The sequence below is a fragment of the Streptomyces cyaneofuscatus genome (assembly GCF_000718135.1).
GTDB lineage: Bacteria > Actinomycetota > Actinomycetes > Streptomycetales > Streptomycetaceae > Streptomyces > Streptomyces cyaneofuscatus.
On record NZ_JOEM01000004.1, the window covers coordinates 314,907 to 328,076 of the forward strand.

A 13,170-nucleotide genomic window follows, 5' to 3' on the forward strand; every position below is an offset into this window, starting at 1 on the left:
CCTGTGAATGTGACGTACGGGGCCGCCGACCGGAGTCGACGAAAGCGTTGCGGAACCATCTCGATGCGGCAACAGAGGCCGGTCGGGGGTCATACGGGGCCGGGCGGGACGCCTTCGCGGCCGCCGAAACCGCGGAACATCAGGTTCAGGACACGATGTCCTTACGACTGAACCCGCGGAACGCCAGAGCGAACAGGATCAGGGCGTACGTCACCGAGATCGCCGCCCCCTTGATCATGCCGCCCCACTCCAACTCCGGCTGGAGCGCGTCGGCCCACGCGAACTGCCAGTGCGCGGGCAGGAAGTCGCGCCAGGAGCCGAGCGCGGTGACCGCGTCGAGCACATTGCCGACGATGGTGAGGCCGACCGCTCCGCCGACCGCGCCGAGCGGGGCGTCCGTCTTCGTCGAGAGCCAGAACGCCAGCCCCGCCGTGACGAGTTGGGAGACGAAGATGAACGCGACGACGAGCGCGAGGCGCGGGATGGTGTCCCCGGCGGCCAGCGCTCCCCCGGTGGGCAGTTTCAGCGGCCCCCACCCGTACGCCGCCGTGCCCGCCGCCAGCGCGACGAGCGGCAGCAGCACCATCGCGGCGAGGCTGAAGCCGAGCGCGACGACGAGCTTGGACCAGAGCAGCCGGACGCGGGGCACGGGTGCGGCGAGCAGGTAGCGCAGCGAGGACCAGCTCGCCTCGGAGGCGACGGTGTCTCCGCAGAACAGGGCCACCGGGACCACCAGCAGGAAGCCCGCCGAGACGAAGAGGGAGGTGGCGGCGAAGTTCGCGGCGGACTCCGTCGCCACGTCCATCAGGTTGATCCGGCCGCCGCCCCGGCCGCCTCCACCGCCGTCCTCGCCGTCCGGCGTGCCGCCGATCGCGAAGGCGACGATCAGGATGAACGGGAGAGCGGCGAGGATCCCGCCCACGAGCAGGGTGCGGCGGCGCCGCAGCTGCCGCATGGCCTCGACGCGGAGGGGAAGCGTGCGCCCGGCGCGGTAGCCGGCGGCTTCCGGGTGCTCGGCCTCCACCCGGGCCTCGGGGGGCTGTACGGGGGCGCTCATGCTGCTCCTCCGGAGATCAGGGTGAGGAAGGCGTCCTCCAGGCGGCGGTGCGGGCCGACGCCGGTGACCGGGACGTCGAGCCGGACCAGGTCGGCGACGAGCCGCGAGGTGGTGGCGCCGTCGAGGCGGACGAGGAGCCCGCGCCCGTCGTCGAGGCGGACGGCGGAGCCGATGCCGGGCAGGGACGCGACCTTCTCCGCGAGCGGCTCGGACACCTCCTCCGCCGTGGTCACCAGGATCATGTCGCCGGATCCGGTGATCTCGGCGACCGGCCCGGCCTGCACGAGCCGGCCCCGGTCCATGACGACCAGGTGGGTGCAGGACTGCTCCACCTCGGAGAGGAGGTGGCTGGAGACGATGACGGTCCGGCCCCCGGCCGCGTAACGGATCATCACGTCCCGCATCTCGCGGATCTGCGGCGGGTCGAGCCCGTTGGTCGGCTCGTCGAGGATGAGCAGGTCCGGCATGCCGAGCATGGCCTGCGCGATGGCGAGCCGCTGCCGCATGCCCTGGGAGTACGTCCGTACGGCACGGGCGAGCGCGTCGCCGAGCCCGGCGATCTCCAGGGCCTCGTCGATGTACGCGTCCTCGGCGGGGCGGCCGGTGGCCTGCCAGTACAGGTCCAGGTTGGCGCGCCCGGAGAGGTGCGGCAGGAAGCCCGCGCCCTCGACGAAGGCGCCCACCCGGGAGAGGACCGGGGCACCGGGGCGGATGGCCTGCCCGAAGACGCGGATCTCGCCCTCGTCGGGGGTGATGAGCCCCATGAGCATGCGCAGGGTGGTGGTCTTGCCCGCGCCGTTGGGGCCGAGCAGCCCGAGGACCTGGCCCTTCTCGACGCGGAAGGAGAGCTCGCGCACGGCGTACCGGTCGACGGACTTCGCGTACTTCTTCGAGAGCCCGGTGATCTGGAGCGGTACGTCGGTGAGCGCGGGGTCCGGCGCCGGGGTCGCGGTCCGCCGCCGCGCGGTGAGCAGGAGGGCGGCCGCGATGACGAGGGCGGCGGCCGGGAGGCCCCAGGTCCACCAGGGGAGGGTGGCGGCGGCGGTGGTGACGGCGGGTGCGGTGGGGACGGTCAGCGGTCCGTCGGCGGTCACGGTGTAGGTGGCGGGCTCGGCGGGGGACGCGTACCCGAGGTCGGTCGCGGAGAAGACGAGCCGCATCCGGTGCCCGGCGTCGAACTCGTGGTCCACGGCGGGCAGCGCCAGCTCGATCGGCTTGCCCTGCTGGTCGGGGGTGATCCGGTAGGGGGCGACGAGCTGGGAGGGCAGCACCTGCTGCCTGCCGTCGGGCGACACGTCGTACACCTTGCCGAAGAGCACCGCGTCCCGGCCCTCGGTCGCCTTGACGGTCACGCGGGCGGTGGGGGTGCCGGTGACGTGGACGGAGGTGGCCAGCGGGGCCGACTCGAAGCGGCCGAACTGCCCGGGGAAGTCGAGCGAGAGCCCGACGCCGAGCGAGGAGAGCTGGGAGAGCCCGCCGCCGACGCCCGGTACGGCGGAGATGGCGGGCGGGGCGGAGCCGGCGGGGTTGCGGAACGTCTTCGTCCCCTCCCCGAGCGGGATCTCCCGGCCGCCGCTGCGCAGCCCCGGGTAGGTGTCGCTGCTCGCGCCGCGCTTGAGGGCGGCGCCGTCGGTGGAGTCGATGCCTCCGGTACGGGTGACGCGGAAGGCGGGCCCGGTGTCGGTACCGGTCTCCTCCTTCAGGTACCGGTCGAACCAGGCCCCGACGCGCCCTTCGACCCGGCTCGTCTCGTTGTCGCCGCCGTCGTGGCCGCCGGAGATCCAGTCGACGGAGACGGGTGCGCCGTTGGCGCTGATCGCCTTCTGCATGGCGTCGGCATGGCCGAGCGGGAAGAGGGAGTCGGACTGTCCCTGGAGGAGGAGCGAGGGCACCTTGATGCGGTCGGCGACGGCGGAGGGCGAGCGCTCGGTGAGCAGCTCCGTCGCGGCCGCGTCGGGCTTGCCGCTGACGGCGACCCGCTCGTACATCTCGCAGAGCTTCTTCTCGAACTTCTCGCAGCCGCCGCCGGAGGTCACGAAGATCCCGGCCCAGAGCTTCTTGAAGACCCCGTCGGGGAAGAGGGCGTCGGCCAGGTTCCAGTACGTGATCACGGGCGCGATGGCGTCGACGCGCTGGTCGTGCCCGGCGGCGAGCAGGGAGACGGCCCCGCCGTAGGAGGCGCCGGTGAGGCCGACCCGGGGGTCGCCCTTCTTGTCCAGCTCGACCTCGGGCCGCTTCGCCAGCCAGTCGATGAGCCCGGAGACGTCCTTGACCTCGCCGTCGGGGTCGTTGAGCGAGATCGCCCCGCCGGACTTCCCGAAGCCGCGCGCCGACCAGGTCAGCACCGCGTACCCCTCGGCGGCCAGCTTCTCGGCCTGGGCCCGTACGTCGTTCTTGCTGCCGCCGAAGCCATGGCCGATGAGCACGGCGGGCCGCTTACCGGAACCTCCGGCGGTGAAGTACGAGGTGTCGATGGGCACCCCGCCCGGCCGCAGCATCCGGTCCTCGCGCTGCACGGCGGGCGGGCCGTCGTCGGCGACGGCGGTCCAGGTGCCGCCGCCCACGAGCACGGCGAGCGCGGCCACGGCCGCGGCCCACCGGCCAGGTGTACGGGGCAGCAGGCGCCGCCATCGAGCAGTAGGGGTCTCCATCCCTCGACCCTAAACGGAAGACGCAACCCCCTTGCCTGCCGCCAGGGGGAGGTGGGCAGCCTCCCTGAGAGGTACGGTGCGCCCTTCCCGTACTCCGGATGCGGTACGGGCCTTATCCCGGCCGAAGGCCATTGCGGACATTGGCCGCGCAACGCCCGCAGCGACCGCGACGGGCGCCGGGCTCGCGGCTACAGCCCGACATCCTGACTACAGCCCGGCCGGCACCGGCCGGGGCGCGGCGAGATCAAGCGGCGTCTCCACCGGCAGCAGGGCGGCGGCCCGCTCCCGCTCCCCCGCACGCACCGCCGCGCGCACCTCGCGGGCGAGCGGGGTGACATCGCGTACGGAGACGGCCCACTCGTCCGCGTACCGCCGCGACGCCTCCCCGCTCAGCCCCAGCTGGAGGGAGCGGTACGGCAGCGGGTTCAGGTCCAGGTCACGCTCGGGGTCCCACTGCACCCGGGCGGGGGCGGTGCGCAGGGCGCGCTTCCAGGCGGCCTGGTCCGGGTGCACATCGCGTACGTAGTGGGAGAGTTCGGCGTGCGCGAGGGCCCACTCCAGGCCGCTCCGGTCGATCTCGACGGCGAGCACGACCTCCTGGCCCTCCTTGGTGCCCCAGCCGCAGCGGTACATCATCCACAGGAAGCTGGGCTTGATCCACGTCATCCGGTCCCGCTTCCACTCGGCGGGGAACCGCCCGTCGCGCGCGGCGGGGAGCCCGATGGCGGGGCGGTACGCCTGGTAGACGGTGACCGTGGTGGCGGTGTGGAGCGCGCGGATCTCGTAACGGGGCGGGTGGGGCTGGGTGTTCATGCGTCCCAGGGTGCGGGACGCGTCCACCGGACGGCACCTGGTTTTTCGGAGTGCGGCAGGCCCCGCCGCCACCACTGAGGTGCGACGGGGCCTGCCGGGCGGAGAGGGGGTCAGTGGTTGCGCGGGAAGCCCAGGTCCACGCCCGCCGGGGCGTCCGCCGGGTCCGGCCAGCGGGTGGTGACGACCTTGCCGCGGGTGTAGAAGTGCACGCCGTCGTTGCCGTAGATGTGGTGGTCCCCGAAGAGGGAGTCCTTCCAGCCGCCGAAGGAGTGGTAGCCCACCGGGACCGGGATCGGCACGTTGACGCCGACCATGCCGGCCTCGACCTCCAGCTGGAAGCGGCGGGCCGCGCCGCCGTCGCGGGTGAAGATCGCGGTGCCGTTGCCGAACGGCGAGGCGTTCATGAGGGCGATGCCGTCCTCGTACGTCTCCACGCGGAGCACGCACAGGACCGGGCCGAAGATCTCGTCCTTGTACGCGTCGGAGTCGGTGGAGACCTTGTCCAGGAGGGAGAGGCCGATCCAGTGGCCGTCCTCGAAGCCCTCCACCGTGTGGCCCGTGCCGTCGAGGACGACCTCGGCGCCCTGGGCGGCGGCGCCCGTGACGTACGAGGCGACCTTGTCGCGGTGGGCGGCGGTGATCAGGGGGCCCATCTCGGAGGCGGGGTCGTTGCCGGGGCCGATCGTGATCTTCTCGGCGCGCTCGCGGATCTTGGCGACCAGCTCGTCACCGATCGCGCCGACCGCGACGACCGCCGAGATCGCCATGCAGCGCTCACCGGCGGAGCCGTACGCCGCCGAGACCGCCGCGTCGGCCGCCGCGTCCAGGTCGGCGTCCGGGAGGACGAGCATGTGGTTCTTCGCGCCGCCGAGGGCCTGGACGCGCTTGCCGTTGGCGGAGGCCGTGGCGTGGATGTAGCGGGCGATGGGGGTGGAGCCGACGAAGGAGACGGCGGCCACGTCGGGGTGGTTGAGCAGGCCGTCGACGGCGACCTTGTCGCCGTGCAGGACGTTGAGGACGCCGTCCGGGAGGCCCGCCTCCGCCGCCAGCTCGGCCAGCAGGTTGGCGGCCGACGGGTCCTTCTCGCTCGGCTTCAGCACGAACGTGTTGCCGCACGCGATGGCGAGGGGGAACATCCACATCGGCACCATGGCCGGGAAGTTGAACGGGGTGATGCCCGCGACCACGCCGAGCGACTGGCGGATCGAGGAGACGTCGACCCGGTTGGAGACCTGGGTGGAGAGCTCGCCCTTGAGCTGGGTGGTGATCCCGCACGCCAGCTCGACGATCTCCAGACCGCGGGCGACCTCGCCCAACGCGTCCGAGTGCACCTTGCCGTGCTCGGCGGTGATCAGCGCGGCGATGTCGTCGCGGTGGGCGTCCAGCAGCGCGCGGTAGCGGAAGAGGACCGCGGTGCGCTGGGCGAGGGAGGAGGTGCCCCAGGTCGTGTACGCGGCCTTCGCCGCGGCCACCGCGGCGTCGACCTCCTCCACCGAGGCGAGCGCCACCTGGGTCGTGACCGCGCCGGTGGCCGGGTCCGTGACCGGACCGTACTTGCCCGACGTGCCCTCCACTGTCTTGCCGCCGATCCAGTGGTTGACGGTCTTCGTCATGACGTACTCCTTCAGGCTTCAGGCAGGCGTGGGGGCCGGTCTCACAGGTGGTGGCGTCGGGCGGCGACCCGCCGGTCGTACTCTTCCCGGGCCGTGACCGCCGCCGGACGGCTCGCGGTTTCGGCCACAGGAACATCCCACCACGCCTGTGCCGGAGGGGGGCCCGACACTGTGTCGGGCGTTTCGGTCTCGACGTAGACACAAGTGGGGCCCTCCGCGCTGCGGGCCTCCGCGAGGGCTTTGCGCAGGTCGTCGACGGTGGTGGCGCGCAGGACCCGCATCCCGAGGGAGGCCGCGTTGGCGGCGAGGTCGACGGGGAGCGGCGGGCCGGTGAAGCCGCCGTCGGGGTCGCGGTGGCGATAGGCAGTGCCGAAGCGCTCGCCGCCGACCGCCTCGGAGAGACCTCCGATGGAGGCGTAGCCGTGGTTCTGGAGGATCAGCAGTCTGAGGGGGAGGTTCTCCTGGACGGCGGTGACGATCTCGGTGGGGTTCATCAGGTACGTGCCGTCGCCGACCAGGGCCCAGACGGGGCGGCCCTCATGTCCTTGGGCTTCGGTGGCGAGGAGGACGCCGATCGCGGCCGGGATCTCGTAGCCCATGCAGGAGTAGCCGTACTCGACGTGGTACTGGTCGCGGGAGCGGGTGCGCCAGAGCTTGTGCAGGTCACCGGGGAGCGAACCGGCGGCGTTGATGAGGATGTCCTCCTCGGTGACCAGGGTGTCGAGGAGGCCGAGAACCTGGGTCTGGGTGGGGCGTGCGGTGAGATCGGGGGTGGTGAAGGACGCCTCGACCTGTTCCTCCCACGCCTCCTTCGCGCCGGTGTACTCCGTCTCGTACGCCGGGTCGATCCGGTATCCCCGTCCGGCGAGTGCGCTGGTGAGCGCCTCCAGGCCGGTGCGGGCGTCGGCGACCAGGGGCAGGGCGGCCAGCTTGTGGGCGTCGAAGCCGGTGATGTTGAGGTTGAGGAAGCGGACGGCCGGGTTCTCGAAGAGGGTGCCGGACGCGGTGGTGAAGTCCGTGTACCGGGTGCCGACGCCGATCACCAGGTCGGCGGTGCGGGCCAGCTCGTCGGCGGTGGCGGTGCCGGTGTGGCCGATGCCGCCCACGTCCGCCGGGTGGTCGTGGCGCAGGGCCCCCTTGCCCGCCTGGGTGGAGGCGACCGGGATGCGGGTGGCGGCGGTGAAGGCGGCCAACGTCTCCTCGGCCGCGCTGTGGCGGACCCCGCCGCCCGCGACGATCAGGGGGCGGCGGGCGGAGCGCACCGCCCGTACCGCCGCTTCCAGTTCGGCCGTGTCGGGCGCCGGCCTGCGGACCCGCCAGACCCGCTCGGCGAAGAACTCCTCCGGCCAGTCGTACGCCTCCGCCTGCACGTCCTGCGGCAGGGCGAGCGTGACCGCGCCCGTCTCGGCGGGGTCGGCCAGGACCCGCATCGCCTGGAGGGCCGCCGGGATGAGCGCTTCGGGGCGGGTGACCCGGTCGAAGTAGCGCGAGACGGGGCGCAGGCAGTCGTTGACCGACACGTCACCGGCGTACGGGACTTCGAGCTGCTGGAGTACGGGGTCGGCGGGCCGGGTCGCGAAGGTGTCGCCGGGGAGGAGGAGGACGGGGAGGTGGTTGATGGTGGCGAGGGCGGCGCCGGTGACGAGGTTGGTGGCGCCCGGGCCGATGGAGGTGGTCACGGCGTGCGCGGAGAGCCGGCCGGACTGGCGCGCGTATCCCACGGCCGCGTGCACCATGGCCTGTTCGTTGCGGCCCTGGAGGTAGGGCATGCGGGGCCCGGTCCGGGTGACGCTGTGGTCGCCGTTCCGCTTTCTGCTCCCGTTGCCCGCCTCCACAAGCGCCTGGCCGATTCCGGCGACGTTGCCGTGGCCGAAGATGCCCCAGGTGGCGCTGATCAGGCGGTGGCGGCGGCCGTCGCGCTCGGTGTACTGGCGGGCGAGGAAGGCGACCAGGGCCTGAGCGGTGGTCAGGCGGCGGGTGGGGGGCTCGTTACGGGGGCCGGTGCGGCTCGTGGGACTCGTCGGGCTCAACCTGTTACCTCCGGGCCGGGCGACGGATGCGCCGTGTCCGGGCGGGCCGTCTGCGGATGCGCCGTGTACAGCGGCAGTCTGGCGTCGACCGGCTCGTCCCGCCAGGTGTCGCGGATCCATCCGTGGCCCGGATGGTCGCGGATCAGCCAGGCCCGCTCCTCCCCCGGCCCCGCCATGACGTTCAGGTAGTACAGCGTGCGGGCGGGCGGGGCGATGGACGGGCCGTGCCAGCCGTCGGGGATGAGGACCGCGTCACCGCTGCCGACCTCGGCGAGGACATCCGTACCGCCCTCGCGCGACGGCGAGACCCGGTGGTAGCCGAGGCCGCCGCCCTCCACCTCGAAGTAGTAGATCTCCTCCAGCTCGCACTCCTCGCCCGGCACGTACTCGTCGTGCTTGTGGGGCGGGTAGGAGGACCAGTTGCCGCCGGGCGTGAGGACCTCGACGGCGATCAGGCGGTCGCAGTCGAAGGTGTCGGCGGCGGCGAAGTTGTTGACCTGGCGCGAGCAGGTGCCGGTGCCGCGCAGTTCGACGGGTACCTCCGGCGCGGGGCCGTAGCGAGCGGGGAGTCGTCGCTCGCACTTCGCTCCTGCCAGGGCGAAGCGGCCTCCTGCGCCGGAGGCGATCTGCGCTCGGTCGTCGCGCGGCACGTAGGCGAAGTCGCTCACCCCGCTGAACACGCTTTCCCGGCCCAGCAGTTCAAAGGTGTCACCTGCCGTACGCACCGTACAGCCACCGGCCAACGGGAGGACGATCCATTCGCACTCCCCGGTGACGAGCGTATGAACTCCGCCCGGCTCCAGCTCCAGAACGCGGAGATGGGACCGGTCCCATCCGGCCATTTCGGGGTCGACGTCCAGGACATAGGGGCCGCGCCCCGCGCTGCCGGAGGGCAGGTGGTGGCGCGCGGCGGGCGAGGTGGCCCCGGTGCGGTGCTCGTGGTGCGTTTCCATGGCCACTCCTTACCCGGCTACAGCAGCGATACAGCGGTGTCGACGGCGCCCGCCACGTCCCCGTCGACCGGGTAGAGCAGCGAGCGCCCCACGACCAGCCCCCGTACGGTCGGCAGCCGCAGCGCCTCGCGCCACTTCCCGTACGCCCCGTCCAGGTCGTCGCCCACCTCGCCGCCGAGCAGCACGGCGGGGAGCGTGGAGGTCTCCATCACCTGCGCCATGTCGTCCGGGTGCTCGGTGACGGGGACCTTGAGCCAGGTGTACGCGGAGGTCCCGGCCAGCCCCGACGCGATGGCGATGGATGTGGCGACGGCGGCGGCGCCCAGGTCGTTGCGGAGGCGGCCGTCGACGCGCCGGCAGAGGAACGGTTCGACGAAGACCGGCAGCCGGTGCGCGGCCATCGCGTCGATGGTGCGGGCGGCGGTGTGCAGGGTGTCCAGGGAGCCGGGGTCGTCGTGGTCGATGCGGAGCAACAGCTTCCCCGCGTCGAACCCGTGGCGGACCAGGTCATCGGGGCGGTGCCCGGTGAACCGGTCGTCGAGCTCGAAGGCGGCGCCCGCGAGCCCGCCCCGGTTCATGGAGCCCATGACCACCTTGTCCTCCAGGGCGCCGAGGAGGAGCAGGTCGTCCAGGACGTCGGCGGAGGCGAGCACACCGTCGACGCCGGGGCGGGAGAGGGCGAGGCGGAGCCGCTCCAGCAGCTCGAACCGGTTGGCCATGGCGAGCGCCCGGTCCCCGACGGCGAGGGCGCCGCGTGCGGGGTGGTCGGCGGCGATGATCATGAGTCGGCCGGGGTGGGGCGGGCGCGCACGGTCCGAGGCGATGTCGTCGGTACGGAGCAGGGGGCGCCGCTTCCGTCGCGCGGCGGCTTCGGCCACCGCTTCGGGGCGCTCGGCGCGGAGCCGGACCAGGTCGCGGAGGGAGGCTGCGGCGGGGGTCATGAGGCCGCTCCGGAGGGCCCGGCGGCGATGGCCTCGGTGACCGCTCCCTCCGCGAGGGCCCGCTCCACCTCGTCCGGGAAGGGCATCGCGGAGGAGCAGGCGATGCGGGAGGCGACGATGGCCCCGGCGGCGTTCGCGTACCGCATGATCCGGGCGATGTCCCAGCCGGCGAGCAGTCCGTGGCAGAGCGCCCCGCCGAACGCGTCCCCGGCGCCGAGCCCGTTGACCACCTCCACCGGCAGCGGCTCCACATCGGCGGTGGAGCCGTCGCGGTGGACGGCGAGGACGCCCTTCGGCCCCTGCTTGACGACGGCGAGCTCCACCCCGGCCGCGAGCAGGGCGCGGGCGGCGGCGTGCGGTTCGCGCTCGCCGGTCGCGATCTCGCACTCGTCGATGTTGCCGACGGCGACGGTGGCGTGGGCGAGCGCTTCCCGGTAGCGGGCGGGCGCCACCGAGCTGTGGTCTCCGCCGTCCCAGAACATGGGCCGCCAGTCGAGGTCGAACACGGTCGCGGTACGGAACTCCGGGGCCGGGCTCTCGGTACGGGCACTCGCGCTACGGGCTTGGAGCGCCGCCAGTGTCGCGGCCCGGCTGGGCTCGGCGCTGAGCCCGGTCCCGGTCATCCAGAAGATCCGGGCGTCGCGCACCGCGTCCAGGTCGAGTTCCGGCGGGTGGATCTCCAGATCGGGCGCCTTGGGCTGCCGGTAGAAGTGGAGGGGGAAGTCGTCCGGCGGGAAGATCTCGCAGAAGGTGACCGGGGTCGGATACTCCTCGACCTCCGTCACCCACCGGTCGTCCACCCCGAAGCCCCGGAGCTCCTGGTGGAGGTACTCCCCGAAGGCGTCCCGGCCGGTCCGGGTGATCACCGCCGTCCGCCGCCCCAGCCGCGCCGCCGCCACCGCGACGTTCGTCGGGGAGCCGCCGAGGAACTTGCCGAACGTCTCGACCCGGGCGAGCGGCACACCGATGTCCAGGGGATAGAGGTCCACCCCGATCCGCCCCATGGTGATCACGTCGTACGGCTCAGGCATACGCATCCCTTCGACCTACCGGCGCGACCCACCGGCGCGCGACTCACCGGCGCGGCCCACCGGTGGCCGGCTGATCCCAGGTCAGGTCTAGCCCTCTCCCCGGAACCCTGTCAACATTTTGTCCGGACATTCGGACGAACTCTTGACACTCATCCGTACGGGCCGCGACGCTGGGCGATATGACCCCCTCCGCACCCTCTTCGGCCCGCATCCGCATCGGCTCGGCACCCGACTCGTGGGGGGTGTGGTTCCCGGACGACCCGCAGCAGGTGCCCTGGCAGCGCTTCCTCGACGAGGTGGCCGAGGCCGGGTACGCGTGGATCGAGCTCGGTCCGTACGGCTATCTGCCCACCGACCCGGCCCGGCTGACGGACGAGACCCGCAGCCGGGGGCTCACCGTCTCCGCCGGCACCGTCTTCACCGGATTGCACCACGGGCCCGACGTCTGGGACCGGACCTGGGCGCATGTCGCGGACATCGCCGAGCTGACCCGGGCCATGGGCGCCGAACACCTGGTCGTCATCCCCTCGTTCTGGCGTGACGACAAGACGGGCGAGGTGCTGGAGGACCGCACGCTCACGCCCGCGCAGTGGCGGGACCTGACGACGCAGACGGAGCGGCTGGGGCGGGAGGTCCGGGAGCGCTACGGGCTCCGCATCGTCGTCCACCCGCACGCGGACACCCACATCGACAGCGAGGAGAACGTCAGCCGCTTCCTCGACGCCACCGATCCCGCCCTGGTCTCGCTCTGTCTGGACACCGGGCACTACGCCTACTGCGGCGGCGACAGCGTCAAGCTCATCGAGACGTACGGGGAGCGCATCGGCTACCTCCACCTCAAGCAGGTCGACCCCGAGATCCTGGCGGCGGTGGTGGCGGACGAGGTCCCGTTCGGCCCGGCCGTGGCGCGGGGCGTGATGTGCGAACCGCCCGGCGGGGTGCCCGCCCTGGAGCCGGTCCTGGACGCGGCGCGCGCCCTGGACGTCGACCTGTTCGCGATCGTGGAGCAGGACATGTACCCGTGCGACCCGGACAAGCCGCTCCCGATCGCGCGCCGCACCCGCGAGTTCCTGCGCTCCTGCGGACGGCCCTGACCGCCGGGTCACACCCCCGTACGCCCGTCGATGCGCTCGCGGATCAGGTCGGCGTGCCCGCAGTGGCGCGCGTACTCGCCGATCATGTGCGTGTAGATCCACCGCAGCGTCACCTCGCCGCCCATGAACGGGCTGGTGTCGTCGAGCTTCCGCCCCGCACAGTTCTCCCGGCCCCGCCGCACCTCCTCTTCCCACACCGCCACCGCGCTCTCGTACGTGGCGTCGTCGGCGAGCTCGAACCCACCGTCATGGCCTGCGCCGCCGCCTCCGCTCCCGCTCTCGTCGGCCGGGGCGTACAGGCGCGGAACGTCCTCCTGCACGAGGACCCGACGGAACCAGTTCCGCTCGACGGCCGCCGCGTGCTGGACCAGCCCGAGCAGGGTGACCGACGAGGGCGCCACGGCCGCCTCGCGGAGCCGCTCCGCAGGCAGCTCCGCGCACTTCTGGACGAGGGTGGCGCGGTAGAAGTCGAGCCAACTCTCCAGGGTGGTGCGCTCGTCGGCGACCAACGGGGGCATCGAACGCTCGGAAATGTTCATGGTCATCATCGTGACATCCGGGTCTGACATCGCCCGGCTTCCGCACCACAGCCTGCTGTTCGCCCCTTCTGTCACGCCAGTAACTGTTTCGCCACACATGTCTCCGTTACGCGGGTTTTCCGTCACAGGCGCACCACAGCCCCACCCCGCCTGCCGTCCGCGGTCGTTCGACCGGGCGCAGGCTGCGTGATCACGAGGGCAGAACCGGTCCTCAGAACAGAGCAGCGCAGAGAGGTGTCACGGATGACGGACAGAACACTCTGGTCCTACAAGGACATTGCCGCGCACATCCAGGTCCAGCCGGACACCGTCCGCTCCTATCGCAAACACGGCCTTCTCCCCCCGCCCGACCAGGTGACGAACGGAAAGCCCTACTGGTACGGCGACACCGTCCGCGCCTGGGTCGCCTCCCGCCCGCGCAACCGGGGCCGCTGACCCCGGCCCCCGG

At 72.6% G+C, this 13,170-nt stretch carries 11 protein-coding genes; 2 read left to right on the forward strand and 9 right to left on the reverse strand.

The window, feature by feature from the left end; genetic code table 11:
* Nucleotides 1–145 precede the first annotated feature (145 nt).
* The 8 genes from IF17_RS0108675 to iolC all read right to left on the reverse strand — a co-directional run bounded on the left by IF17_RS0108675 (nt 146) and on the right by iolC (nt 11,089).
* Entirely contained in the window at nt 146–1,057 is a 912-nt protein-coding gene (locus IF17_RS0108675; protein ID WP_030563830.1) for an ABC transporter permease, read from the reverse strand.
* Entirely contained in the window at nt 1,054–3,708 is a 2,655-nt protein-coding gene (locus tag IF17_RS0108680; protein WP_209437751.1) for an alpha/beta fold hydrolase, read from the reverse strand. The genes IF17_RS0108675 and IF17_RS0108680 overlap by 4 nt, the downstream gene beginning before the upstream one ends.
* A 207-nt stretch (nt 3,709–3,915) precedes the next feature.
* Nucleotides 3,916–4,521, reverse strand: a complete 606-nt coding sequence (locus IF17_RS0108685) for a DUF4291 domain-containing protein (RefSeq protein ID WP_030563834.1) — start codon at nt 4,519–4,521, stop codon at nt 3,916–3,918.
* Nucleotides 4,522–4,631: 110 nt separating this feature from the next.
* On the reverse strand, nt 4,632–6,134 hold the full coding sequence (mmsA, locus tag IF17_RS0108690; protein ID WP_030563836.1) for a CoA-acylating methylmalonate-semialdehyde dehydrogenase: 1,503 nt from the start codon (nt 6,132–6,134) through the stop codon (nt 4,632–4,634).
* Nucleotides 6,135–6,175: 41 nt separating this feature from the next.
* Nucleotides 6,176–8,164 (reverse strand): 3D-(3,5/4)-trihydroxycyclohexane-1,2-dione acylhydrolase (decyclizing), encoded by a 1,989-nt coding sequence (iolD, locus tag IF17_RS0108695; RefSeq protein WP_030563838.1) that lies wholly within the window; start codon nt 8,162–8,164, stop codon nt 6,176–6,178.
* Nucleotides 8,161–9,117, reverse strand: coding sequence for a 5-deoxy-glucuronate isomerase (gene iolB, locus IF17_RS0108700; RefSeq protein ID WP_030563840.1), 957 nt, complete (start codon nt 9,115–9,117; stop codon nt 8,161–8,163). Before iolB ends, iolD begins: the two co-directional genes overlap by 4 nt.
* Before the next feature lie 17 nt (nt 9,118–9,134).
* The gene (locus IF17_RS0108705) at nt 9,135–10,058 is read right to left on the reverse strand and encodes a Cgl0159 family (beta/alpha)8-fold protein (RefSeq protein ID WP_030563842.1); all 924 of its coding nucleotides are present in this window, start codon (nt 10,056–10,058) and stop codon (nt 9,135–9,137) included.
* Entirely contained in the window at nt 10,055–11,089 is a 1,035-nt protein-coding gene (gene iolC / locus IF17_RS0108710; protein ID WP_030563844.1) for a 5-dehydro-2-deoxygluconokinase, read from the reverse strand. The genes IF17_RS0108705 and iolC overlap by 4 nt, the downstream gene beginning before the upstream one ends.
* Before the next feature lie 179 nt (nt 11,090–11,268).
* On the opposite strand from iolC, the gene IF17_RS0108715 reads away from it, so the two are divergent.
* The gene (locus tag IF17_RS0108715; protein ID WP_030563846.1) at nt 11,269–12,183 is read left to right on the forward strand and encodes a sugar phosphate isomerase/epimerase family protein; all 915 of its coding nucleotides are present in this window, start codon (nt 11,269–11,271) and stop codon (nt 12,181–12,183) included.
* A gap of 8 nt (nt 12,184–12,191) precedes the next feature.
* Here the strand turns inward: IF17_RS0108715 and IF17_RS0108720 are convergent, their stop codons facing one another.
* Nucleotides 12,192–12,722, reverse strand: coding sequence for a DinB family protein (locus tag IF17_RS0108720; protein WP_030563848.1), 531 nt, complete (start codon nt 12,720–12,722; stop codon nt 12,192–12,194).
* Between the two features lie 243 nt (nt 12,723–12,965).
* Here IF17_RS0108720 and IF17_RS0108725 point away from each other — a divergent pair, with 243 nt between their 5' ends.
* Nucleotides 12,966–13,157: a helix-turn-helix transcriptional regulator gene (locus IF17_RS0108725; RefSeq protein ID WP_030563850.1), complete on the forward strand. Its 192-nt coding sequence runs from the start codon at nt 12,966–12,968 to the stop codon at nt 13,155–13,157.
* The last annotated feature ends 13 nt before the right edge of the window (nt 13,158–13,170 follow it).